17 protein-coding genes are annotated in these 18027 nt (G+C 53.6%); 1 reads left to right on the top strand and 16 read right to left on the bottom strand.

Translation table 11 applies throughout. The features are described 5' to 3' along the window. Window positions 1–6: 6 nt before the first annotated feature. On the top strand, window positions 7–924 hold the full coding sequence (rarD, locus tag PHN51_05970) for an EamA family transporter RarD (GenBank protein ID MDD2818328.1): 918 nt from the start codon (window positions 7–9) through the stop codon (window positions 922–924). A 1-nt stretch (window position 925) separates the two neighbouring features. Here rarD and PHN51_05965 read toward each other — a convergent pair whose 3' ends face one another. The 16 genes from PHN51_05965 to PHN51_05890 all read right to left on the bottom strand — a co-directional run bounded on the left by PHN51_05965 (window position 926) and on the right by PHN51_05890 (window position 17979). Then, complete coding sequence (locus tag PHN51_05965; GenBank protein ID MDD2818327.1) at window positions 926–1921, bottom strand: polyprenyl synthetase family protein; 996 nt, start codon at window positions 1919–1921, stop codon at window positions 926–928. 12 nt (window positions 1922–1933) lie between these two features. Beyond that, on the bottom strand, window positions 1934–3505 hold the full coding sequence (nuoN, locus tag PHN51_05960) for an NADH-quinone oxidoreductase subunit NuoN (GenBank protein ID MDD2818326.1): 1572 nt from the start codon (window positions 3503–3505) through the stop codon (window positions 1934–1936). Continuing rightward, entirely contained in the window at window positions 3502–5052 is a 1551-nt protein-coding gene (locus tag PHN51_05955; protein MDD2818325.1) for an NADH-quinone oxidoreductase subunit M, read from the bottom strand. Before PHN51_05955 ends, nuoN begins: the two co-directional genes overlap by 4 nt. Then, a complete protein-coding gene (gene nuoL, locus PHN51_05950; GenBank protein ID MDD2818324.1) occupies window positions 5049–6944 on the bottom strand; it encodes an NADH-quinone oxidoreductase subunit L in 1896 nt (631 codons plus the stop codon). The genes PHN51_05955 and nuoL overlap by 4 nt, the downstream gene beginning before the upstream one ends. 14 nt (window positions 6945–6958) lie before the next feature. Beyond that, complete coding sequence (gene nuoK, locus PHN51_05945) at window positions 6959–7258, bottom strand: NADH-quinone oxidoreductase subunit NuoK (protein ID MDD2818323.1); 300 nt, start codon at window positions 7256–7258, stop codon at window positions 6959–6961. Beyond that, window positions 7255–8019, bottom strand: coding sequence for an NADH-quinone oxidoreductase subunit J (locus PHN51_05940; protein MDD2818322.1), 765 nt, complete (start codon window positions 8017–8019; stop codon window positions 7255–7257). Before PHN51_05940 ends, nuoK begins: the two co-directional genes overlap by 4 nt. Continuing rightward, window positions 8016–8558 (bottom strand): NADH-quinone oxidoreductase subunit NuoI, encoded by a 543-nt coding sequence (gene nuoI, locus PHN51_05935; protein ID MDD2818321.1) that lies wholly within the window; start codon window positions 8556–8558, stop codon window positions 8016–8018. Before nuoI ends, PHN51_05940 begins: the two co-directional genes overlap by 4 nt. After that, window positions 8551–9852: an NADH-quinone oxidoreductase subunit NuoH gene (gene nuoH / locus PHN51_05930; GenBank protein MDD2818320.1), complete on the bottom strand. Its 1302-nt coding sequence runs from the start codon at window positions 9850–9852 to the stop codon at window positions 8551–8553. Before nuoH ends, nuoI begins: the two co-directional genes overlap by 8 nt. Then, a complete protein-coding gene (locus tag PHN51_05925; GenBank protein MDD2818319.1) occupies window positions 9849–12215 on the bottom strand; it encodes an NADH-quinone oxidoreductase subunit G in 2367 nt (788 codons plus the stop codon). Before PHN51_05925 ends, nuoH begins: the two co-directional genes overlap by 4 nt. Then, window positions 12212–13516 carry an NADH-quinone oxidoreductase subunit NuoF gene (nuoF, locus tag PHN51_05920; protein ID MDD2818318.1) on the bottom strand — a complete coding sequence of 435 codons (1305 nt, stop codon included), beginning with the start codon at window positions 13514–13516 and terminating at the stop codon, window positions 12212–12214. The genes PHN51_05925 and nuoF overlap by 4 nt, the downstream gene beginning before the upstream one ends. Window positions 13517–13519: 3 nt before the next feature. After that, window positions 13520–14173: an NADH-quinone oxidoreductase subunit NuoE gene (gene nuoE, locus PHN51_05915; GenBank protein ID MDD2818317.1), complete on the bottom strand. Its 654-nt coding sequence runs from the start codon at window positions 14171–14173 to the stop codon at window positions 13520–13522. A 22-nt stretch (window positions 14174–14195) separates the two neighbouring features. After that, window positions 14196–15557 (bottom strand): NADH-quinone oxidoreductase subunit D, encoded by a 1362-nt coding sequence (locus PHN51_05910; protein ID MDD2818316.1) that lies wholly within the window; start codon window positions 15555–15557, stop codon window positions 14196–14198. Beyond that, entirely contained in the window at window positions 15554–16264 is a 711-nt protein-coding gene (locus PHN51_05905) for an NADH-quinone oxidoreductase subunit C (GenBank protein MDD2818315.1), read from the bottom strand. The genes PHN51_05910 and PHN51_05905 overlap by 4 nt, the downstream gene beginning before the upstream one ends. Further along, complete coding sequence (locus PHN51_05900; GenBank protein ID MDD2818314.1) at window positions 16261–16815, bottom strand: NADH-quinone oxidoreductase subunit B; 555 nt, start codon at window positions 16813–16815, stop codon at window positions 16261–16263. Before PHN51_05900 ends, PHN51_05905 begins: the two co-directional genes overlap by 4 nt. 12 nt (window positions 16816–16827) lie before the next feature. Further along, the gene (locus PHN51_05895) at window positions 16828–17187 is read right to left on the bottom strand and encodes an NADH-quinone oxidoreductase subunit A (protein MDD2818313.1); all 360 of its coding nucleotides are present in this window, start codon (window positions 17185–17187) and stop codon (window positions 16828–16830) included. A gap of 99 nt (window positions 17188–17286) precedes the next feature. Continuing rightward, window positions 17287–17979 carry a demethylmenaquinone methyltransferase gene (locus tag PHN51_05890; GenBank protein ID MDD2818312.1) on the bottom strand — a complete coding sequence of 231 codons (693 nt, stop codon included), beginning with the start codon at window positions 17977–17979 and terminating at the stop codon, window positions 17287–17289. Between the last annotated feature and the right edge of the window lie 48 nt (window positions 17980–18027).

The raw sequence follows: 18027 nt of genomic DNA, 5'->3' as shown, positions 1-18027 counted from the left end.
CAACGTATGCCGAGGACCCAAAGAGCAGTAGGAATTCTGCTCGGGTCCTCGGCATATACATTGTGGGCCTTGTTCCCGTTTTACTTCGAGGCCATCAACGAAGTTTCAATCGTTGAAATCATTGCTAACCGGATCATTTGGTCATTTGTTTTCTTATGCATCGTGATCACCCTGACTCGGCGTTGGCACGTGATTCGCACAGCTTTTACGAATAAGCGAAGCCTTGGACTCTTAACCGTTGCCGCGATCTTCCTAGCCGCTAACTGGAGCACGTACGTTTTTTCCATCGTCACCAATAACGCTCTCGCATCATCCCTTGGCTACTTCATCACGCCTCTCGCAGTTGTCGCCCTTGGTGTGATCGTGCTGAAGGAGAAACTTCGGCGAGCTCAATGGGTTGCGGTAGCTGTTGCACTCCTTGCCGTAGTGGTGATCACCTTGAGTTACGGAACCGTGCCTTGGATCGCCATTATTTTGGCGATTTCGTGGTCAATCTATGGATACATCAAGAAGTACTTGGACTTTCCTGCCATTGAAAGCGTTGCAGTCGAAGCGACAGTGCTCCTACCCGTAGCCATCATCATTTTGATCGTGATGGGCCTGAATCACTCTGCTTCACTGTTTTCCGGGCAACTCAACGTCGTGGGCTTACTCATGCTTGCAGGCCCTGTCACAGCAATTCCTTTGATGCTCTTTGCCGGGTCCGCAACCCGCGTCCCGCTGACTGTGCTTGGCGTTTTGGAGTACATCACGCCAGTTGGTTTATTCATTATTGGATTGGTCTTTTTTCACGAAGCAATGTCACCGGAACGATGGATTGGTTTCACACTGATTTGGATCGCATTAGTGATTTTTACTGTGGATGAAATTCGTCATCCACACACGGCTGCGGCTGGGGATGAATACCTCATCCCAGAAGAATGACTCAGCCCGTACGAGATACGACATAATCACACAGTGCTTCCAACGCAGCGCGTGCAGAGGTGTCGGGCAGCTCACTCAGTGAATCTCGAGCATTGTCTGCCCACGTGCGCGCCTGCGAACGCGCTTCATCAATAGCGCTGTGGCTACGCAATAACGAAAGTGCTTCCGCGTGCTCACCATCATCTGGCAAAGGCCGAGAAAGTAAATCCTGCAAACGAGCATCTGTTACTTCGGTACTGGCCATCGCAATCAAGCCCGCCAACGTTGGGATGCCCTCGCGCAGATCGGTACCTGGAGTCTTACCGGACTGCTCAGATTCTGAGGTGATGTCTACGAGATCGTCAGCAAGCTGGAAGGCAACGCCAATGCATTCACCAAACTTAGTGAGCACTTCCGTTGTGGCTGAATCCGCACCAGAAAGCATTGCACCAAAGCGACCAGCGGTTGCAATCAGCGAACCCGTTTTATCAGCGAGCACTTCGATGTGATGCCGCACTGGATCTGCACCATCAACGGGGCCAACAGTCTCGCGAATCTGACCGATACATAGGCGTTCGAAGGTGCGTGCCTGAATACGCACGGCATCTGGGCCAAGATCGGCCAAAATATCGGACGCTCGAGCGAAGAGGAAATCTCCAGTCAAGATTGCGATTGAGTTATCCCAGCGCGCATTTGCAGACGCTGCACCGCGGCGCATTTTTGCTTCGTCCATCACATCATCGTGATACAAGGTTGCTAAATGCGTGAGTTCAACAACCACTGCTGCGTCAATAACTTCCTTGCGATCAGGATCACCGAACTGTGCAGCAAGGAGCGTTAAGAGCGGACGGAATCGTTTCCCGCCTGCATCGACTAGGTGCGCGGACGTTTCCGTGACGAACGGATACTCGCTTTTTATTGCTTCATGAAGGGCGACTTCCACCCGCTCCATGGCAGCGGTCATCGAGGCCTCAAGGGCTGGGTCACTTGAGAGCGAACCTAAGGGTTGAGGACTCATATCAGCTCGTTACTAGCGGATGAAGACGCCGGCGTTGTCAATGAGATCAAGCAGAGGCTGGGGGAAGACACCCAGCAACACCGTAACCGTTGCAGCAGCAGCCAATGCAATCGTGGTGAACACTGAAGGAATAGCCACCGTTGCAGTCTCGTCGGTTGGCTCAGTGAAGAACATCAACACCACTACGCGCATGTAGAAGAACGCCGCGATCAGCGAGGCAATGACGGCCGCAATAACCAACCATGTATCACCCGATGCATACGCAGCAGTGAACACGTAGAACTTGCCAATGAAACCGCTCGTCAGTGGAATACCGGTGAGTGCCAGCATGAAAATGGTAAAGAGTGTGGCAATAAACGGCGACTTGCGACCAAGGCCAGCCCACTGCGACAGGTGCGTTGCTTCACCATTCTCATCGCGAACCATCGAAATCACAGCAAAGACGCCAATGGTGGTGAACGCGTAGGCGATCAGGTAGAAGATCGAACCGGCAAGACCTGCGGCACTTGCAGCAACAACGCCAAGGAGGATGAAACCTGCCTGCGCGATGGACGAGTATGCGATCATCCGCTTCATGTCTGTTTGCGTGAGCGCCAGGATTGCTCCCACGAACATGGTCAGTATGGAAATGACCCACAGCATTGGTGCCCAGTCCCAGCGCATGCCGCCAAGAGCCACGTAGAGCAAACGCAAGAGTGCGCCAAACGCAGCAATCTTTACCGCTGCTGCCATGAAGCCAGTCAGCGGCGTTGGCGCTCCTTGGTACACATCTGGTGCCCATTGGTGGAATGGTGCTGCACCAATCTTGAAGAGCAGCCCAGCAACAACCAAGCCGATTGCGATCAAGATGAGTGCCGTTTCACCGGTCTTAGAACCCAGAGAGCTTGCGATGCCAGCGAATGTGATCGACCCACTGAAGCCGTATAACAATGCTGCGCCATAAAGGAAGAACGCGGAGGCGAAAGCGCCAAGCACAAAGTACTTGAGTGCGGCTTCCTGTGAGAGTAGACGGCGGCGGCGAGCCATACCTGCAAGCAGATACAAAGGAAGTGACATAACTTCCAACGCCACGAACATCATCAGAAGATCGTTTGCAATCGGGAACAACATCATGCCGCCGACTGCGAATAGGAAGAAGGCCCATATTTCTGTTTGGAAGTAACCTCGGGCGGTGAACTGACGCTCATCTTCTGAGCCTGGAAGCGACGATGCGCGGGCAGCGAATGCGTCGCCATTTGGATCCAGTCCGCGTTCTGCCATAAGCAGCGCACCCAAGATCGATATGACGACAACAGCTCCTTGCAGAATGAGTCCTGGGCCATCAATGGCTAGAGCACCCTGACCCGCGGTGTCGCGAACTCCGTTGAGATTGATCACGGCGATCAGTGCCGCAATCAATGAAACGAAGACCAGGATCAACTGAGCTGGTCGACGTGCTCCACGCGGAAGAAATGTTTCAAATAGCACTGACACCACGCCGGCGCCAAGCACAATAAGTACGGGAGCTAACAATCGATAATCAAGGGATGGCATCTCCCAAGGAGTTGCATCCACCGCGTGGACCACTGTTGCTACGGCGTTCACTGCTGGGCTCCTTGCGACGTGGTGCTAATAATGCCAACGGTTGGCTCAGGGTTCGTTGCCCCAACCATCGTCATGACGTTTTCCACGGCTGGGTTCACGACATTGAGGACAGGGGCTGGGTACAGACCCAAGAAGATGGTCAATGCAGCGATAGGAACCAGCGCAGTGATCTCTCGACCTGTCAGATCTTTGATGTGTTCAAGTCCGCTGCCAACGGCACCCGTCATCGACTTTTGGTACACACGCAGGACGTATGCAGCTGTAATCACAATGCCAAGCGTCGCGATGCCACCCACCCACATGTAGCGCTCAAAGGCACCCAGTAGCACCATGAATTCGCCAACGAACGACACCAAACCTGGCAACGCAAGCGACGACAATGCCGCGAATAGGAAGAAGCCCGCGAGTACTGGTGCCGGCTTGTTGACACCCGAGTAATCCGACAACAAACTCGAGCCATTACGACGCTGCATTAAGTAGCCAGCCGTGAGGAACAGGGCGGCTGTCGACAGACCGTGAGCAATCATGTAGACCGTTGCACCGCTAATACCGATACTGGTGAACACGAAGATGCCCAAAATGATGAAGCCAAAGTGCGACATAGATGAGTAGGCAAAGAGACGCTTGAGATCGTTTTGACCCAATGCAACAAATGCACCGTAGAAAATTCCGATCACAGCGAGCGCAATGATGACTGGCGCATAGAAATCACTGGCCGCCGGGAAGATTGGCAAGCAGTAGCGAATCATGCCGAAGGTGCCAACCTTGTCGAGCACACCAATGAGCAACACCGCTGTGCCTGGTTTTGAAGCGGCAGCAGCATCTGGCAGCCACGTGTGGAACGGCCACATTGGCGCCTTAATCGCAAAGGCGAGGAAGAAGCCAAGGAAGAGAATTTTCTGAGTGTTCGGATCAATCCCCGCACCTAGCAAAATCTGCGAGAAATTGAACGTTCCTGTGACAACGTACAAGCCGATCATGGCAGCGAGCATGAACAGCCCACCGACCAAGCTGTAGATCAAGAACTTCATCGCAGCGTATGAACGCTGGGCGCCGCCGTAGCGACCAATCATGAAATAGACCGGGATAAGCATCGCTTCGAAGAAGACGTAGAACAAGAAGACATCGGTGGCAGCAAAGACGCCGATCATCATGGTCTCGAGCAGCAGGATAAGCGCGAAGTAACCCTTGACGCTGCCTACGCTTTCAGACTGCGGCTGCTCAACATCGTTCCAGCCAGCAAGGATCGTGATAGGCACAAGCACCGCAGAAAGTGCGATGAGTACCAAACCAATGCCATCGACACCCAATGAATAGGTAACCCCAAAGCTTGGAATCCAGTCATGCGTCTCGCGGAACTGGAATACAAATTCACTCTGGCCATCGAACTGCAACGCCATAACTACAACTAACGCGAGCACAATCAATGAGATCGCAAAAGCTAGCTGCTTAGCCAATAGCGGCATTGATTTTGGCAACAGCGCTACAACAACGCTGCCGACAAGTGGGACCAGACCGAGAACGGTCAGCCAAGGGAACGAATTCACGAGAGCCTCACCAATACGAGTGCCAAGACAACCAAGACTGCGCCGCCGACCATGGATAGTGCGTAGGACCGAATGAAGCCAGACTGGTACGGACGCAAACGAGCTGACAACCCACCGAAGAACGCAGCACTCCCGTTGACTAAACCGTCAATCCAAGAACCGTCGAACCACACCAAGAAGCGCGACAACCAAAATGACGGCTGCACAACGAGAGTGTTGTTCACAGCATCGCCATACAGATCTTCACGAGCTGCGCGAGTCAACCAATTGCCACGTGGAGCAACGATTGGCACTTCACGCCGTGCGTACTGAATCCAGCCGTAGGCTGCACCTGCAAGCACTAACACCAGCGTGATGATTATCAGCGCCCACTCTGGGATAGCAATGTGCTTTTCTTCGAAGCCAGTGACAGGTTCCAGCCAGGTTTCGATATTGCCCCAGAAAAGCAATGCCATACCCATGAAGGTTGAACCGATAGCCAAGATGATCAACGGAATCGTCATCACCTTTGGTGATTCATGTGGATGAACGCCGTCTTCCCAACGCGCCTTGCCAAAGAAGGTCATCGCAGCCATACGAGTCATGTAGAAGCCTGTGATAGCTGCAGCGATGATGGTCAGCACGCCGACGAAGGTGTTGCTTTCGAATGCAGCGTGAATAATCGAATCTTTGGACCAGAAGCCAGAAAACGGTGGAATACCCATAATCGACAATGTGCCAATAATGAATGTTGCATACGTAACAACCATCGCAGTGCGCAAGGCACCGTAGCGACGCATATTGACGTTGTCGTTCATGCCGTGCATGACCGAGCCAGCACCCAAGAACAACCCTGCCTTGAAGACACCGTGAGTCAACAGATGGAAGATCGCGAACACGTAACCAACTGGTCCAAGGCCTGCAGCCAGAACCATGTAGCCAATCTGGCTCATTGTGGAACCAGCAAGTGACTTCTTGATGTCGTCTTTGGCAGAACCGATGATCGCGCCCATAAACATAGTGATCACACCAATGACCACAACTGCAGTTGCAGCCCAAACTGCCGCATCGAAGATCGCGTTACTTCGGGTAATGAGGTAAACGCCCGCGGTGACCATCGTTGCTGCGTGAATGAGTGCCGACACCGGAGTCGGGCCTTCCATCGCATCGAGCAACCAGGCCTGCAGTGGGAATTGGGCTGACTTTCCGGCAGCAGCAAGCAGCAGCAAAAGACCAATAGCAGTGAGAGTACCTTCGCTGGCTTGGCTTGTAGCGCCAAAGACTTCTTCAAATCCAACCGAACCGAAGGTCACAAACATGACCATGATTGCCAGGCTCAGACCGACGTCACCAACACGGTTGATGATGAATGCCTTCTTGCCAGCGGCAGCAGCCGTTGGCTTGATTTGCCAGAAACTGATCAACAGGAAGGAGGCCAGGCCAACGCCTTCCCAGCCGACATACAACAAGAGGTAGTTGTTCGCCAGAACCAACAACAACATCGCGGCAACAAAGAGGTTCAGGTAGCCGAAGAACTTGCGCTTGTCTGGATCGTGGCTCATGTAGCCAAGGGAGTAGATATGAATCAAGGTGCCGACAATGGTGATGAGCAGCACGAACACCATTGACAGCTGATCAATCTGGAAAGCCATGTCGACCTGGAAGTTTCCAGCAAACATCCAACTAAATTCATTTTGACTAAAGGTGCGTTGTTCCGCGCCGTTACCCATCATTGCGATCAACATCCAGATCGCGATAACTGCGTCGACGAACACAGTGAAGACACCCAAGTATGGGCCCCACTTATTTGTCTTTCGCCCGCTGAACAGCAGGATTGCGGCTCCAGCTAGCGGCAGCGCAATCAAGAGCCACAGCAGCGAGAACACGCCGGTTGCCGGCATTACCTCTTGCACGATGCGTCCTAGTCCTAGTACTTCAGCAGGTTGGGTTCGTCAATGGAAGCTGATCGGCGTGATCGGAAGATCTGCACAATGATTGCTAAGCCCACTACAACTTCAGCGGCTGCAACAACCATCACGAAGAACGCCACGACCTGGCCGTCCAGATTTCCATTCATTCGGGCAAACGCCACGAAAGCCAGGTTCGCTGCATTGAGCATGAGTTCCACACTCATGAACACAACGATGGCATTGCGGCGCACTAGAACCCCGAGGGTTCCAATACCGAACAGCAGGGCAGAAAGAATCACGTAATTGGATGGATTCATAGCGAATCGGCCTCCTCGATTGCGCGACCGTCATTAATGTCCACTGGCGCAACTTCTCCGCGAGCGCGTAACGCGCCCGGGATGCTTGCATCTGTTGGTGTTCCATCAGGTAGCAATGCAGGCGTATCTACTGCGTTGTGGCGTGCATAGATACCTGGGCTTGGACGGTTTCCAGGGTGCTCATCACTCTTGAAGCGAGCGACTGACAACTGTGCCTGCGTTGGCTTTGGCTGCCAGTGTTCGCGATGTGCAAGCACCATGGCACCCATGGCCGCAGTGATCAGGAGTGCTGACGTCACTTCGAAGACCACAAGGTAATCAGTGAAGATCAGGTGAGCGATGCTCTGAACGTTGCCGCCATCAACTCGATTTGCAGCATCAAGACCAACTGCTGGCAAACCGGCAAGTGAACTGCCAAGACCCCAGACCATAATCACGATCAGCAATAAGCCAAGAAGCAGTGCCAAGAACCGCTGTCCCTTGATGGTTTCAATGAGTGAGTCGGATGAATCCACACCAACAACCATGAGGACGAACAAAAAGAGCATCATGACTGCGCCGGTGTACACGATCACCTGGACCATGCCCAGGAATGGTGCGTTGTTCGCGATGTAGAGCACTGCGAGGCTAATCATGGTCAATGCCATCCATAGCGCGCTGTGCACAGCCTTGCGTGAAGTGATCAAACCTACGGCTCCCAGAACCGACAGAACTGCACACACCCAAAACACAATGGCTTCGCCGGTGTTCACTGTGTTCACGAGTTTGCCTCCCGTTCAACGAGGTCAGGGCCCTTAACACGATTGGCGTAGTAGTCCTGCTCTGTGGTGCCTTCTGCCATCGCGTGTGGTGCAGGAACCATGCCAGCCAACAACGGACCGAGCAGATCCTTCTTTTCGTAGATCAGATCTGCGCGATTGTTGTCGGCCAATTCGAATTCGTTAGTCATCGTGAGCGCACGCGTTGGGCAGGCTTCAATGCATAGACCACAGAAGATGCAGCGCGCATAGTTGATTTGGTACACACGCCCGTACCGCTCACCTGGTGAGAATCGCTCTTCATCAGTGTTTGATGCACCTTCAACATAGATCGCGTCGGCCGGGCAAGCCCAGGCACACAGTTCGCAACCCACACACTTTTCCAAACCATCTGCCCAACGGTTGAGTTGGTGACGGCCGTGGAAACGTGGCTGTGGTGGGTACTTATGGGCATCTTCTGGGTACTGCTCAGTGACCACCTTCTTGAACATGGTCGCGAAGGTGACCCAGAATCCCCGGATTGCTTGGGGCAGCTCAGCCATCGATGGCCTCCTGCGTAGTAACGGATGATGTTGCGCGGCGCGTTGGCAAGGTCACTTGCTGTCCTGGCATTGGTGGGACGGGGTAACCGCCCGCCATCGCATCGAACGGACGAGCTTGTGCCTTGCTTTCAGCTTCTTCAAGTTCAGCGGCCTTGCGATCTGATCGGGACTGCAAAAGCCACGATCCAATGAGCAGCACCACAATGATGGCACCGCCGATCAACAAGACCTGTGTGTTACTCATCGTGATGTCGTTTCGCACTACGCGTGCGGTTGCGACAATCAGGATCCAAGCGATCGATACTGGAATAAGCACCTTCCAGCCGAACTTCATGAACTGGTCGTAACGCAAACGAGGCAGCGTGCCGCGTAGCCAGATGAAGACAAAGATAAAGATTTGAACCTTGAGTAGCCACCAAAGAATTGGCCAGTAACCAGTGTTCGATGCTTCCCAAAGTGAAATTGGCCAAGGTGCACGCCAGCCGCCAAGGAAGAGTGTGGTTGCCAATGCGGAAACGGTCACCATGTTGATGTATTCGGCCAAGAAGAAGAGTGCGAACTTCATGGAGGAGTATTCCGTGTGGAAACCACCAACGAGTTCGCCTTCTGCTTCTGGAAGGTCAAATGGTGCACGGTTGGTTTCGCCCACCATGGCCGTGACGTAGATCAAGAACGATGGCAACAAAATTACGGCGAACCAGATCGGCTCCTGTGAAGCAACGATCTCTGAAGTCGACATTGATCCTGCGTACAGGAACACCGCCACGAAAGACAGACCCATCGCAATTTCATAAGAGATCATCTGTGCACTTGATCGCAATCCACCAAGCAACGGATAGATCGAACCGGAGGCCCAACCCGCAAGCACAATGCCGTAGATACCAATCGAAGCAATTGCGAGCACGTAGAGAACTGAAACTGGGAAGTCCGTGAGCTGCAGTGGAGTCTCAACACCGAACATATTCACAAGCGGACCGAAGGGAATCACTGCAAATGCAACGAACGCCATTGTCGCCGAAATGATTGGAGCGATCCAATACACGGCAAGGTGAACACCCTTAGGAACGATTTCTTCCTTGAGTGCAAGCTTCACGCCATCCATTAAGGATTGCAATAAACCAAATGGGCCAACCCGGTTTGGTCCGATGCGGTGTTGCATGCGCGATACAACGCGGCGTTCCCACCAAATAGTAAAGAGCGTGAGCAACACCAAGAGTACGAAGATGCCAAGTACTTTGACGATGACGATCCACCAAGGATCTACACCAAACCATCCCCACTGGCCTTCGGTCATGCGACACCTCCTGCAGTTACGGCAACCGAAGATCCGATGCGAGCACCAAGATCACGGTAAATGGAGCAATCGGTTGAGTTCATCGGCACGAAGATCACGTTGTCGATGACATCGCCAATAACAAGTGGCAACACAACGGAGCCTGACGGACCTGCAACAGTAACCGTTGCGGGTGAACCAAGTTGGGCACTCGAGTTCGCGGATACCAATGCGACAACTTCACGAGCTGTAGCCGCTAAGAATGGTTCGCCTTCTTGCATCACGCCTGCGTCGAGCAATTCGCGCCATGAAGCCAAACGGAATCCATCAACATCCTTGGCACTGCCCTGGAGTGCAGGTGCGTCTTCACGAGCCCCATTCCAGTGACCTAGGCCTGCAATTTCACGACGAATACCGGCAACATCCCAAGCACCAGCTTGTTTGCCGATCGCATTTGCGATCATTCCCAGCACCGTTGCATCAGTCATTGCGAGAGCATCCTTAAAGACCTGCCCAAACGGACGTGGACGGCCTTCCCAATCCACAAACGTTCCAGCCTTCTCGGTGACCAAGGCAATCGGCAATACGACGTCTGCAGATTGGGTGAACTCTGAGTGGTGATGATCAAGGGAAACTACGAAGCCAGCACGGCGCACAGCGGCGGCGGTAACTTCTGGTTCAGGAAGATCCACAGCATCAACGCCACCAACAACAAGTGCCCAGAGTGTTTCGCGGCTAGCTGCGTTCAGAATGCTGTCACCAGAAAGACCAACTGAACTTGGCAGTGCATCTGCATCAATACCCCACACTGCAGAAACTTCTGCGCGAGCTGACGCATCTGTGAGTGGACGGCCACCTGGAAGCAAACCTGCAAGTGCACCTGCATCAAGTGCACCGCGCTCCCCTGCTCGGCGTGGAACCCAAGCAAGGGCTGCACCTGTATCGCTCGCCAACTTGGCAACTGCAGATGCAGCACCTTCGCTCGCTGCAATGCGTTCGCCCACCAGAATTACAGCACCAGGTTGAGTAAGTGCCTGCTTGAGATCTGCGGAAAGATTGTTAAGCGCTGCTGCTTCATCGCCAGGCGCAGCGGTGATCAAAGTGCCACCCATTTTGTTCAAGCCGCGAGTTGCAACTGCACCAATACTTGCCACTTTGGTGTGTGCCTTACGCAAGCGCAAGAAGACCATTGGTGACTCATCTTCAGGTTCAAATGAAACCAACAGCACAAACGGTGCCGACTCAAGGGCGTCATAAGTAACCTTGATTGGAGTTCCCGCGATTGTTGAACGAAGCAACTGTGTTTCTTCAGCTGAGGTCGCACGTGCGCGGAAGTCAATGTTGTCGGTGCCAAGAATTGCGCGAGCAAACTTTGCGTATGCGTATGCATCTTCTTGAGTCAGGCGACCACCGGTGAGCACACCAGTTGATGCGCCAGCTTGTGTCAGCCCGCGAGCTGCAACGTCAATGGCTTCTGGCCATGATGCTGGGCGAAGTTCACCGTTTTCGCGCACCAACGGTGTGCTGATGCGACCTTCAGTGAGGTATGGGAATGCGAAACGACCCTTGTCGCAGTTCCAATCTTCGTTGACTTCAGGGTTTTCCCACGCCAAACGCCGCGTAATTTCACCACGACGGTAGTCCGTGCGCAGTGAACAACCTGATGCACAGTGCTCACAGGTTGTTGGTACTGAAACCAAATCGAATGGGCGGGAACGGAAGCGGTACGCCGCACTGGTCAGTGCACCCACTGGGCAAATTTGTACCGTGTTGCCTGAGAAGTAGGAATCAAAGGGCTGATCGTCCGCAGTGCCGACTTGCTGGCTTGCGCCGCGCTCAAGAAGTTCGATCATTGGATCGCCAGCGATCTGATCTGCAAAGCGCGTGCAACGTGCGCAGGAAACACAACGCTCGCGATCGAGAAGAATCTGAGCGCTGACGTTAATTGGCTTTTCGAACGTGCGCTTTTCACCTTCAAAGCGTGATTCTGGTCGACCAACAGACATCGCTTGGTTTTGAAGTGGGCATTCGCCGCCCTTGTCGCATACAGGGCAATCAAGTGGGTGATTGATGAGCAGGAACTCCATCACGCCTTCTTGTGCTTCCTTAGCGACCTCGGATGACTGCTGCGTACGAATGGTCATGCCATCGTTCACAACCTGCGCACATGCAGGCTGCGGCTTTGGCATGCCTTCAACTTCGATCAAGCAAGCGCGACAAGCAGCAACCGGCTCGAGCAATGGGTGGTCACAAAAACGTGGGATCTCCACGCCGATCATTTCGGCGGCGCGGATTGCCAAGGTGCCCTTGGGGACAGCAATGGCAACGCCATCAATGTTCACATTGACCATTGGCACCACTTCAGTGGTGAGGTTTTCGCTCATCGGGTTGCAGCTCCCGCGTAGATGTAGGAAGCCACCGGATCGAATGCATCATCGACCGGTGAATTGGTTGCCGCGACAAATTCGTCACGGAAGTACTTGAGTGCAGCTGGGAACGGCGTCGCTGCCGCATCACCCAACGCACAGAACGAACGGCCAGAAATCTGGTTACACGCACTGACCAGCAGTTCGAGATCTGATTCCTTGGCGTGACCGTGCTCGAAGTTTTCCAGCATGCCGGTGATCCAGTACGTGCCTTCACGGCACGGTGTGCACTTTCCGCAGGACTCATGCTTATAGAACTCAAGCCATCGAGTAACTGCCTTTACGACGCTGACCGTTTCGTCGAAGATCATTGGTGTTCCGGTGCCAAGCATGGTTCCGGCAGCAGCCATCTCTTCGTAGGTCATCGGTAGATCAAGATGTTCTTCAGTAAGCAAAGGCACCGATGAACCGCCTGGAAGCCAGAACTTCACCTTTCCGCCACCACGGACACCGCCGGCATATTCCAAGAGCTGACGCATCGTGATGCCCAGTGGTGCTTCGAAGATGCCCGGGTTGTTCACGTGCCCGGAAACTGCCCACACCTTGAAGCCCGGTGACTTCTCCGTACCAAATGAACGGAACCAATCAACACCGCGATCAATGATGTACGGGATATTGCAGATGGTTTCAACGTTGTTGATCACTGTTGGTGATGCATACAAACCTGCGACAGCAGGAAACGGTGGCTTCAAACGCGGTTGACCGCGGAAACCCTCGAGTGAATCAAGGAGCGCAGTTTCCTCACCGCAGATATATGCACCTGCACCTGAATGCACAACGATTTCAAGGTCAAATCCTGAACCCAAGATGTTCTTGCCCACAAGCCCGGCACGTCGCGCTTCCGCAACTGCACTTGCCACCTTACGAAGAGCGTTTGGTACCTCACCGCGAATGTAGATGAAGGCGTGGTTTGCGCGAATCGCAAACGACGTAATGATCACGCCTTCGATCAACGCGTGCGGGTTGGCCATCATGATGGGAATGTCTTTGCAGGCACCAGGCTCTGACTCGTCAGCGTTCACCACGAGGTAGTGAGGCTTGCCATCATTTTGTGGAACGAAGCTCCACTTCATTCCCGTAGGGAAACCTGCGCCACCGCGGCCACGCAGGCCAGAATCCTTAACAGTGCTGATAATTGCGTCAGGATCTTGCTTCAACGCCTTTTCAAGAGCGACATATCCACCAACGCGCTTGTATCCATCCAGCGTGTAGAGATCTGGTTGATCCCAGTGCTCGGTAATTACGGGGGTAAGAGTCATGACTTAGCCCTCCTGTCCGGAACGAGGGGCCGCCATGTTGTGTTCTTTTGCGTAACGCAAACCTGCGAGCATCTTGGCATCGACCGAACTACCTTCTCCGGCAAGGCCGTCGTCAGGGAACGCCAAAGTGTGCTCAGTTGCTTGGAAGTTACGGATAACTGGACCGCGCGTTGATTCAACGCGTTCGCCACGCGATAAACGCTCAACAACATCCAGTGCCGATGTTGGTGTGACGTCGTCCATGAATTCCCAGTCGACGGTCATAACTGGCGCGTGCGTACATGCTGCCTGACATTCAATGCGCTCAAGTGAGAACTTGCCATCAGCAGTCGGTTCGTTGTGACCAACACCAAGGCGTTCAGAAAGTGCTTCGTACACGGCATCGCCACCAAGGAGGCCACACAACGTGTTGACGCAAACACCAATGTGGTGTTCGCCAACTGGCTTGCGCTTGTACATCGTGTAGAACGTTGAAACTCCAGTGACTTCAGCAGGCGATATGCCAAGCACCTCAGCACAAGCAGCAATGCCCTCGCTCGTGACTTCACCTTCGGCGCTTTGCACAAGATGCAGCATTGGCAGTAGCGCAGAGCGCGGCTGTGGGTAGCGTGCGACAAGTTCGCGCATGCTCGCAAGTGTCTGCTCGTTAATGGCCATGTTCTCTCACCTCTCGACCGCGTTAGCGATCGACTCCGCCCATAACTGGATCGATGCTTGCAACAGCTGCGATGACGTCAGCAATCTGACCGCCTTCGCACATAGCCGCAACTGACTGAAGATTCGTGAATGACGGATCGCGGAAGTGCACACGGAATGGACGAGTGCCACCAGCACTCACCAAGTGACATCCAAGTTCTCCACGTGGTGCTTCAATCGCCGTGTAGACCTGACCAACAGGAACACGGAAACCTTCAGTAACCAACTTGAAGTGGTGGATCAACGCTTCCATTGACTCCGACATGATTTCGCGGATGTGTTCAAGGGAGTTGCCCTGGCCATCGCTGCCAACAGACAACTGAGCTGGCCATGCAATCTTCTTGTCTTCAACCATCACTGGACCTGGCTGCAAGCGATCAAGTGCCTGCTCAACGATGCGAATTGATTGCTCCATTTCGCGAATGCGAATGAGGAAGCGGCCGTATGCATCGTTAGTGGTTTCAGTAACGATTTCGAACTCGTAGTTTTCATAGCCACAGTAAGGCTGAGACTTACGAAGGTCTTGAGGGAAACCAGTCGCGCGAAGCACTGGACCAGTAACACCAAGAGCCATACAACCGGTGAGATCAAGGAACCCGATGCCGACGGTGCGACCCATCCAGATGTTGTTATCAACTAAGAGATCAGCAGTGTCTTTCAAGCGCTTGCGAAGTAGCGGAATAGTTTCGCGAATCTTTTCTTCTGCGCCAGCAGGAAGATCCTGAGCAACGCCGCCCGGACGGATGTACGCATTGTTCATGCGAAGGCCGGTGATCATTTCGAAAATGTCGAGAATGAGTTCGCGTTCGCGGAAACCAAATTCCATCGCGGTGAGCGCACCTAGCTCCATGCCACCAGTTGCAAGCGCCACGAGGTGAGATGAAATTCGGTTGAGTTCCATCATCATCACGCGAATGACGTTGGCACGTTCTGGAATTTGATCGGTAATGCCAAGAAGCTTTTCAATTGCTAGGCAGTACACCGCTTCGTTAAAGAACGGTGCTAGGTAGTCCATACGTGTTGCGTACGTAACACCTTGGGTAAATGAACGGAACTCCATGTTCTTTTCAATACCGGTGTGTAGGTAACCAATGCCGCAGCGGGCTTCAGTGACGTACTCGCCTTCAATTTCAAGAATCAAACGGAGCACACCGTGAGTTGACGGGTGCTGCGGACCCATGTTGATGACGATGCGCTCTGAATCGCTATCGGGGTCAACAGTGATTGAATCCCAGTCGCCGCCGCCAACGTTGAAGATGCGTCCCTCTTCGGAATCACCGAGGTTGGCATATGGATCGTTGGCCTGCGCTGGTGCACTGGTGTAGGTGACGTTATCTGTGGTCATGAGTTGTACGACCTCCGCTGATCTGGTGGCGGAATAGTTGCGCCCTTGTATTCAACTGGAATGCCACCCAATGGGTAGTCCTTACGCTGTGGGTGACCTGGCCAATCATCTGGCATTTCAATGCGCGTCAATGCTGGATGGCCATCAAAGATGATGCCAAAGAAGTCAAAGGTTTCGCGCTCATGCCAGTCATTGGTTGGGTACACGCTGACTGAGGAAGGAATGTGGCGATCTGAATCAGGAGTCACCACTTCAACCCGGACGCGGCGGTTGTGGGTGATCGACATTAGGTGGTAAACCGCATGCAATTCGCGGCCAGTGTCGCCTGGGTAATGAACGCCGCTGACGCCTGTTGAAAATTCGAAGCGCAGGCCTGGCTCATCACGCAGGGTTGAGAGCACTGTGACAAGTTGCGCGCGGCGAATGAAGAAGGTGATTTCGTTGAAGGAAATCACAACTTTTTCAATTGCATCTGCCGCACTGATGTTGCGAGCTTTCAACGAGAGCTCGAGTTCATCTGCAACTTCATCAAACCATCCACCGAACGGGCGAACTGATGCTTCTGGCATGTGCATGAGTTCAACGAGTCCACCAAAACCGCTAGTGTCGCCGGAACCTGATGCACCGAAAGCGCCTTCGCGCACATGGAAGACTTCAAACTGACTCACACCAGCGGGAACGACTGGCACTACAGGAGTGTCACTCATCGTAAGAGCCCCTTCATGTCTGAAGTGGATGGCGCAACGAGAGCTTCTGCTTCCAACTCGCGCATTTGTGCGCGACGGTTTGATCCGAGCTTCATGTCTTGAATTTCATCGTGCAATTTCAAGATTGCATCGATCAACATTTCAGGCCGAGGGGGGCAACCAGGCAAGTAGATGTCGACTGGAACAACGTGATCAACACCTTGCACGATTGCGTAGTTGTTAAACATGCCACCGCTTGACGAACATACGCCCATAGCTAGAACCCACTTTGGGTTTGGCATTTGGTCGTAAATCTGACGAAGCACTGGGGCCATTTTCTGGCTCACCCGGCCGGCAACGATCATGAGATCGGCTTGACGTGGTGAAGCACGGAACACTTCCATGCCAAAACGTGCGATGTCGAAACGTGGGCCGCCAACGGCCATCATCTCAATTGCGCAGCAGGCAAGACCGAAGGTTGCTGGCCACAGTGACCCTTTACGCGCGTATCCAGCCAGCTTTTCAACTGACGTCAACAGGACGCCAGACGGCAGGTTCTCTTCAAGACCCATGCGAACTCCCGGTTAATCCCACTCGAGTCCACGACGACGCCACACGTATGCGTAGACGACGAGGACGGTGACGATGAACAGCCCCATTTCGATCAAGCCGAAAACAGCCATGCGATCGAAGGCAACTGCCCACGGATACAAAAAGACGATTTCAATGTCAAACACGATGAAGAGCATTGCGGTGAGGTAGTACTTCACCGGGAAACGTCCGCCACCCACGGGTTGCGGAGTTGGCTCGATGCCACATTCGTAGGCATCCACCTTGGCGCGGTTGTAACGCTTGGGGCCAGTAATGGGTGCGATCACTGCTGAGAACACAGCGAAACCAAATGCGAGCAGACCCAATACGAGGATCGGCGTATATACGTTCACTCAACGCTCCTGAGGTTCGCAAACATTGTGGCCAGATTGCGCGTTTGTGAACGGCTTCACGACCGGCGTAAGCATAGTGGCGGCTATGAGGGACACGCGCTACGGGTTCACTGCTCGGTGGACAGCCACGATGCCTCCGGAAAGGTTGCGCCACTGGACCTGGCCAAACCCTGCATCGGTGAGCTCTTGCCCTAGGTCAGCTTGATCGGGCCAGGCTCGGATTGACTCTGCCAAATACACGTACGCATCTGGATTGGTCGCAACTTTGGTTGCGACAGCCGGGAGGGCTTTCATCAGATATTCGGTGTACACCGTGCGAAACGGCTTGAAGGTGGGATGGGAGAACTCACAGATCACTAAACGCCCACCAGGCTTGAGCACCCTGCGAAATTCAGCCAATCCGCGGGCTCGGTCGGCCAGATTGCGTAAACCGAAGGAAATTGTGGCCGCATCGAAGGATTTGTCACGATATGGGAGGTTTAGTCCGTCTCCAGCCACAAATGGCAGCTCAGGCTGGCGCTCATGGCCGACTCGCAGCATTCCTAGGGAAAAATCGGTGGGAATCACGGTTGCCCCAGCCTTAGCAAACGGCACACTAGAAGTGCCGGTACCGGCAGCAAGGTCCAAAATCATTTCGCCCGGTTGAGGTTTGACCGCTTGGAGGACCGCTCGGCGCCAGATGCGGGTTTGACCTAAGGCCAACACATCATTTGCGAGGTCATAGCGCTCAGCAACCCCATCGAACATGGCCGCAACTGCAGAAGGATCTTTGGATAAGTCAGCACGAGTCACGCAAGCATCCTTGCACCGCGGCCAGTCTTGCGCACATCTAGGCTAGGT

This window comes from Candidatus Nanopelagicales bacterium (assembly GCA_028687755.1).
Lineage (GTDB): Bacteria > Actinomycetota > Actinomycetes > S36-B12 > S36-B12 > UBA11398.
This window is presented reverse-complemented; position numbering and strand designations above follow the sequence as displayed.

Coding starts and splice junctions, on each gene's coding strand:
- rarD (MDD2818328.1), top strand. CDS start 7: ATGCCGAGGACCCAAAGAGCAGTAGGAATTCTGCTCGGGTCCTCGGCA.
- PHN51_05965 (MDD2818327.1), bottom strand. CDS start 1,921: ATGAGTCCTCAACCCTTAGGTTCGCTCTCAAGTGACCCAGCCCTTGAG.
- nuoK (MDD2818323.1), bottom strand. CDS start 7,258: ATGAATCCATCCAATTACGTGATTCTTTCTGCCCTGCTGTTCGGTATT.
- nuoI (MDD2818321.1), bottom strand. CDS start 8,558: ATGGCTGAGCTGCCCCAAGCAATCCGGGGATTCTGGGTCACCTTCGCG.
- nuoH (MDD2818320.1), bottom strand. CDS start 9,852: ATGACCGAAGGCCAGTGGGGATGGTTTGGTGTAGATCCTTGGTGGATC.
- PHN51_05925 (MDD2818319.1), bottom strand. CDS start 12,215: ATGAGCGAAAACCTCACCACTGAAGTGGTGCCAATGGTCAATGTGAAC.
- nuoF (MDD2818318.1), bottom strand. CDS start 13,516: ATGACTCTTACCCCCGTAATTACCGAGCACTGGGATCAACCAGATCTC.
- nuoE (MDD2818317.1), bottom strand. CDS start 14,173: ATGGCCATTAACGAGCAGACACTTGCGAGCATGCGCGAACTTGTCGCA.
- PHN51_05910 (MDD2818316.1), bottom strand. CDS start 15,557: ATGACCACAGATAACGTCACCTACACCAGTGCACCAGCGCAGGCCAAC.
- PHN51_05905 (MDD2818315.1), bottom strand. CDS start 16,264: ATGAGTGACACTCCTGTAGTGCCAGTCGTTCCCGCTGGTGTGAGTCAG.
- PHN51_05900 (MDD2818314.1), bottom strand. CDS start 16,815: ATGGGTCTTGAAGAGAACCTGCCGTCTGGCGTCCTGTTGACGTCAGTT.